General features: G+C 61.0%; 5 protein-coding genes and 5 pseudogenes. 7 read left to right on the top strand and 3 right to left on the bottom strand.

Going from position 1 to position 5,774, the window contains the following annotated elements; translation table 11 throughout:
* Together ACM43_RS10015 and ACM43_RS10010 are read right to left on the bottom strand one after the other, a co-directional pair.
* A partial coding sequence (locus ACM43_RS10015) for an IS66 family transposase (protein ID WP_271539895.1) occupies positions 1-246 on the bottom strand: 246 nt, incomplete at its 3' end.
* Entirely contained in the window at positions 224-520 is a 297-nt protein-coding gene (locus tag ACM43_RS10010) for a reverse transcriptase domain-containing protein (RefSeq protein WP_271539894.1), read from the bottom strand. The genes ACM43_RS10015 and ACM43_RS10010, both read right to left, overlap by 23 nt.
* Between ACM43_RS10010 and ACM43_RS38780 the strand changes: the two are divergent.
* The 3 genes and pseudogenes from ACM43_RS38780 (at position 465) to ACM43_RS10000 (ending at position 2,617) form a co-directional block, all read left to right on the top strand.
* Positions 465-1,165, top strand: a pseudogene (locus ACM43_RS38780) (IS66 family transposase). The gene ACM43_RS10010 and the pseudogene ACM43_RS38780 sit on opposite strands and share 56 nt — an antisense overlap.
* Positions 1,095-1,730 (top strand): annotated as a pseudogene (locus ACM43_RS38775) (recombinase family protein); the annotation flags it as partial. The pseudogenes ACM43_RS38780 and ACM43_RS38775, both read left to right, overlap by 71 nt.
* 68 nt (positions 1,731-1,798) lie before the next feature.
* The gene (locus ACM43_RS10000) at positions 1,799-2,617 is read left to right on the top strand and encodes a recombinase family protein (protein WP_202948155.1); all 819 of its coding nucleotides are present in this window, start codon (positions 1,799-1,801) and stop codon (positions 2,615-2,617) included.
* Between the two features lie 189 nt (positions 2,618-2,806).
* Here the strand turns inward: ACM43_RS10000 and ACM43_RS09995 are convergent, their stop codons facing one another.
* Entirely contained in the window at positions 2,807-2,956 is a 150-nt protein-coding gene (locus ACM43_RS09995) for a hypothetical protein (RefSeq protein WP_333919207.1), read from the bottom strand.
* A gap of 684 nt (positions 2,957-3,640) precedes the next feature.
* Here ACM43_RS09995 and ACM43_RS09990 point away from each other — a divergent pair.
* The 4 genes and pseudogenes from ACM43_RS09990 to ACM43_RS09975 form a co-directional block, all read left to right on the top strand.
* Positions 3,641-3,937, top strand: a pseudogene (locus ACM43_RS09990) (IS66 family transposase); the annotation flags it as partial.
* Positions 3,919-4,059, top strand: a pseudogene (locus ACM43_RS09985) (transposase); the annotation flags it as partial. The pseudogenes ACM43_RS09990 and ACM43_RS09985, both read left to right, overlap by 19 nt.
* A 297-nt stretch (positions 4,060-4,356) precedes the next feature.
* Positions 4,357-4,638: a hypothetical protein gene (locus ACM43_RS09980; RefSeq protein ID WP_162130873.1), complete on the top strand. Its 282-nt coding sequence runs from the start codon at positions 4,357-4,359 to the stop codon at positions 4,636-4,638.
* Positions 4,607-5,386, top strand: a pseudogene (locus ACM43_RS09975) (IS3 family transposase); the annotation flags it as partial. The gene ACM43_RS09980 and the pseudogene ACM43_RS09975, both read left to right, overlap by 32 nt.
* Between the last annotated feature and the right edge of the window lie 388 nt (positions 5,387-5,774).

Genomic DNA, 5,774 nt, shown 5'->3' with positions numbered 1-5,774 from the left:
GCTATGCTTGGATCTGGGTGACGGAGCCGACCTGAGCTTTTGCTGTAGCACGTCATAGGCCGGATGCAGATGCAAGTCGCTCGCCCGGATCACCCAGTTGCCCAGCGTCCCGCGGCTGATGCTGACGTCGGCGGGCCCTAGCGCGTCCGCCACACGGTACAGCGGCGTGCCGTCGACGTATTTGTTGGCGAGCACCAGCGCCAGCGTCGATGGCGTGGCGACGCTAAGCGCCGGAGCGATTGGCATCTTTGCAATACACGATCTTGGTCTTTTCCGGATGCAGCCGTAGTCCGCATTCCGCAAACCTAGCTTCCAGCGCCCTACACAAGTCACGCGCCTCCGCTTCGCTTCGGCAATGGCCGATGGCATCATCAGCATATCGTTCAAATGGGACACCCCGATATTCTCGGCTCATCCGCAAACCGAACGCATAATGAAGAAAGAGACTCGCCAACAGCGGGCTGATGACGGCCCCCTGCGGAGTTCCTCTTGTGCGCTTGACTAAGCTTTCATCCGGCATGCTCGCGGGCGCTTCCAGCCACCTTTGCATTTACCGTCAGGCCGAGATCTATGTGCGTCAGGGAATCCGGCTTGATCGGTCGACACTGGGCAACTGGTCCGGCCGCGCCTGCTTCCATCTTCAACCGGTCGCGGACCACATGCGCCGCCGCCTGGCCATGGCGGATCGCCTGTTCATGGACGAAACCACGGCGCCGGTACTCGATCCCGGGCGCGGCCAAACGAAGAAAGGCTACTTCTGGGCGGTTGTCTCCGATGACCGCGGCCACAGCGGCCCAAGTCCGCCGATCGTGCTGTTCCGATATGCCCCCGTCGCAGCGGTGCCTTCGGTGAGAAGTTCCTGGATGGCTTCAGCGGACGCTTCCTGCAATGCGATGCCTATGAGGGTTATGGACCTGGCCGAAGTCGCTCGACGGCAAGGGCCATGGAGGCTCGTGCGTTGCTGGAGTCACTGCGCCGACGCTTTTTCAAGTTGGCCCGCAATAGCAAATCGCCGATCGCCGAGGCCGCCGTTCGGCACATCGCACAGCTTTACGCCATCGAAGCCATGGTGCGCGGCTCGTCGCCGGACAGCCATGCAGCAGCTAAGCTTTCTCAACCCACCACCTCAGCGCGGGGCCGTACCCGTATGGGGGGCCCTCGATAAAGAGCAGCGCGCACATCTCGTGCTGCGACTCACCCGACTAATCGCCCGAGCAATCGCCACTGCCGGAGATCACAACGATGAACGAACTGAGCAAGATCACCGCTGGCACATACGCCGATGCGCAATCGTCTACGTGCGTCAGTCCAGTACGACGCAGGTCGAGCATAATCGCGAGTCCACTGCCCGTCAGTACGAGTTAGCCGAACGCGCCGCGCGGCTTGGTTGGCGACGCGATCAGGTGAAGGTCATCGACGAGGACCTCGGTATTTCCGGTTCCGGCCTTTCCGAGCGCACCGGCTTCGCGCGTATGATCGCGGAGGTCGGCCTCGGCCAGGTGGGCATCGTGCTCGGCTTGGAAGTCTCGCGGCTAGCGCGCAATAATGCTGATTGGTACCGTCTGCTCGATCTATGTGGCCTGACCCACACGCTCATCCGTGATGGAGATGGGATTTATCATCCGGGCTTGTTCAATGACCGCCTGGTGCTGGGGCTCAAAGGTACGATGTCAGAGGCAGAGCTGCATGTGCTGCGTGCGCGGCTGCTCGGTGGCATCCGCAACAAGGCCGCACGCGGAGAACTGCACCGCGGGCTGCCGGTGGGTCTGGTACGGGGCGACGCCGACGGGAGGTGCTGTTGCATCCTGACGAGTCGGTGCAAGCCGCGATCCATGCTGTCTTCGACCGCTTTGCCGAATTCGGCTCGGCACGACGCGTGTGGCTGTGGTTCCGCTCGCAAGGCCTGCGCTTTCCGCTGCAGTCCAACAGCCTTGTCGATCTCCGCGGGGTCGCCCCCACTTACACAAAGATCCACCAGGTCCTCACCAACCCGTTCTATGCCGGCGTTTATGTGTATGGCCGCACCCAGCAGACATGCTATCTCGATGCGGGCGGTCGAATCCGAAAGCGCATCAGACAACGCGACCGCGAGCAGTGGCCGGTGTTCATTCGTGACCGTCATGCCGGATACATCGATTGGAATACCTTCGAGGCGAACCAGAAGCGCCTGGCGCAGAACATCCGTCCTCGACCGCACCTGAGCGGGGGTGCCGTGAGAGAAGGCGCACCACTCCTGCAAGGCCTCGCCGTATGCGGACACTGCGGTCGGCGCCTGGCCGTACACTACAGCGGCCGGTTCTCGGCGCCCGGATATCACTGCGCCGGAAAGAACATCGTCAACGGCCGGGGCGAGTACTGCCTCAACATCGGCGGTGTGCAGATTGATGCGGCTGTCGCCCAAGCGTTCCTTGCGGCTCTCGCGCCCGCAGGCCTGGAAGCCTCGCTCCAGGCGATCGAGCAATTCGACGCCGATCACGAGACGACTCTCGCGCAGTTCCGTCGCGACGTCGCTCGTGCGCGCTACAACGCGCAGCGCGCCGAGCGACGCTATCGCGCCGTGGACCCGGAGAATAGACTCGTCGCGCGTGGACCCGCATCAGTCCGATTGGCAGCATAACCGCAAGTTCGCCGCGTTCGGCTTTAGCCAGCAGGCCGGCGGTCAGCCGGCTGCGGATCGTATGTAGCTCAAGCTCGGAGATCGAGCCCTTCAGCCGAGAAGCAACCGTCCGTTGGGAGTGCCCGGATCATAGACACCATCGCGGTCGGCGATCAGGCAGCCACGTAGACCACAGATATCCAGGAGCGGTTACCAGTCGGTACAATTATGCGCCAAGCGGGTCACGTCGATCGACAGGATGAGTCCCACTTCGCTCAGGCCAACACGGCCAACGAGTTCCTTGAAGCCGTTACGCTGTGCTATAGACGCGCCGCTCAACCCGAGATCGGCGTCAATCACGTCGATGGCCGCCTCACGCCATCCGAGTTCGCGAGCGCGCTGGCGAAGCGCATATTGAAGGCGCAGGCTTTCCTGATTGCTTACGACCTGGTGGGGCGTCGACTGCCCGGATGTAGACTACGGCTTTGCGCGCCAAGTGGCTTGATGTGACCAACTCGCACTTCATGCGGGATCTCCGCCAAAATCGCGGCGACGTCTTCGACGATCTGGCGTCGGAGCGCGGGCGTCAGCGTCGACCAAAGATCGGCTGGATCCATGCTCATGTGCGTCGGGACAATCCGCTGTCGACAGAAGCTCGAGTAGAGCCTCCATACTCAGCTTAATCTGATTTGCTTCTTGTTCATAATATTCGATTGCGGTTGCCTGAATCAGGAGACTGCTTCCTGTGCGAAACTCAACTTCATACGAAGCGGGAATGCCGCGCCCTCGCTGGCCGATCTTCCTGATCACTCGATATGAGCGGCCCCACAAAGGATGGTGGGGATCCCGCACCTCGACCACCTCCGGAAATAATTCGTCAGACTCACTATTGGGGACATTCCTCAATCCCCTCGCTGGAAGCGATCGACTGGCGCAATCCGCAACACAGCTGGCGTCCGCAGAGCGCCGGATAGGCTGCGCAAAAATCCTCTGAGATTGTAAAAAGCCCGCGCCAAATCGCAGCTTTTATGATTCTATTGAGGCATAGGAGAAGGCCTCGAAAAGCTGCCGGACGACATTGAAGCGCTGCACGCGGCGTTGCTTGCGGCGCGCGCTGAACTCGCCATCGTGCGCGCCCAGCGTTCCGAGGACTAGGCGCTGATCGCGCATCTGAAGCTGCAGATCGAAAGGCTGAACCACGATCGGCATGGTCCGCGCTCGGAGCGCACCGCACGTCTGCTGGATCAGCTTGAGCTGACGCTGGAGGAACTCGAGACCTCTGCGACCGAGGACGAACTGACAGCCGAAATGGCCGCGGCGCCTACAAGGGGCGCAACGTCATCGAGCGCTGTTTCTGCCGCCTCAAGGATTTCAGGCGTGTCGCAACTCGCTACGACAAACTAGCCACGAACTTCTTGGCTGCCGTCCATCTCGCCGCCATCGTTGCCTATTGGATCAATTGAGTCCGAGCCCTAGTTCTTTCAGCCGCGACGGGGTCATCGTTTTTGAGAAGCGCGAAGGGCAAGATTGGGAGCCACAATCGTTCTTTGCAAAGCTTATCGCCACGTATGCACCCGGCTCGTTGTTTGAGGGCCCGAAAGACCAGGAAGCATTGGAGCCGACCCGAAAGACATTGCCAAAATGAACGCAGAAGACGAGCTGGAGGCGCGGGGCCGTCGATCATCAATAGGGAAGACGAACAGATCGACGATGCTGATACGTCCCATCGCGCGCGTAGAACCGGGCGCGAGAGCCTGTCATTGGTGCTCGAATTCGCCCTTCAAGCGGTAACCCAGACGGTCAACCCGACCGTGGAAACATGGCCGGTTGGCGGTTTACGGCCCTGCGAACACAATTACCGGCGCCATTCGCCCGAGCAAATCCAGCAGATCGCGGCGGCGATCGGACGACCGCCGATCCTTGTGGCGGATGACGGCATTGTTCTCGCCGGTCATGGGCAGCCCGCGGCGGCCATACGGCTCGGCATCCCCCTTACCGACAGGCGAAGCCCTAAAGCTGGCTCGCAGCACGGTCTACTATGAACCTCGGCCAGTTTCGGCCGAGGACCTCGCCTTGATGCGTCGGCTCGATGAGCTGCATCTCGATTATCCCTTCGCGGGAGCGCGTATGCTGCGATCGTTGCTGCGGCGGGAGGGCGTATACACCGGTCGCCGCCACATCGCGACGCTGATGAAGCGCATGGGGATCGAGGCGGTCTATCGTCGCCCGAACACGAGCAAGCGGGCACCGGGTCACAAGATCTACCCCTACCTGTTGCGCGGATTGAAGATCGAGCGGCCCGACCATGCGTGGGCAATGGACATCACCTACATTCCGATGCGGCGTGGCTTCGTCTATCTCGCGGCGGTCGTCGATGTGTTCAGCCGACGGGTCCTGGCCCATCGCGTCTCGACCACAATGGAGGCGGCCTTCTGCGTCGAAGCGGTCCAGGAGGCGTTGGCGAAGCACGGCAGGCCCGAGATTTTCAACACGGACCAGGGCAGCCAGTTCACCAGCCTCGAGTTCACCGATGTGCTGCTGGACGCGAAGATCGCCACCAGCATGGACGGCAAGGGCGCCTGGCGCGACAACGCGTTTGTCGAGCGGCTCTGGCGCACGGTCAAATACGAAGAACTTTATCTCCGCGCCTACGACAGCGTGTCCGAGGCGCGAGCATCAATTGCCAAGTATCTGGCCTTCTACAATCAGGAACGCCCTCACTCGAGCCTTGACGGGCGCACGCCCGACGAGGCTTACTTCGGCACGCAAGCTATGGTGATGGCGGCATGACCGTCGCCGACGATATTGTCGTCGCTCTGGTCGGGCTACGCCCTCCCGACGCAACGACAATATCGTAAAGCCCCGCGTTCAGCATAACCCGGCAGGAATCCGCTTAAATCCAGCGGGGCGCTGTCCAAACCACCGGGGCCAGCTCTATGGGGTTCTTGATGCTTCCGAGTTTGGGTGAACGGGTGTGTGCGGGCATTTCCAACAGAGATCCTACCAGATTCAGGAGGTGATCAGCCTCTCGGTCTACGATAGTGGACGAGCATCTAAATGCGCGCTAGTGGCTAAAAGCCAAATTATACTAGGTAAACAAGGGAATGATCGCTATGGCCGAACCTATCATCAAACTGGGCGCGAAAGGTGATGCGGTAAAGAGGGCGCGAACAAAACG

The organism is Bradyrhizobium sp. CCBAU 45321 (assembly GCF_028128975.1).
Taxonomy (GTDB): Bacteria; Pseudomonadota; Alphaproteobacteria; order Rhizobiales; family Xanthobacteraceae; genus Bradyrhizobium; species Bradyrhizobium yuanmingense.
This window is presented reverse-complemented; position numbering and strand designations above follow the sequence as displayed.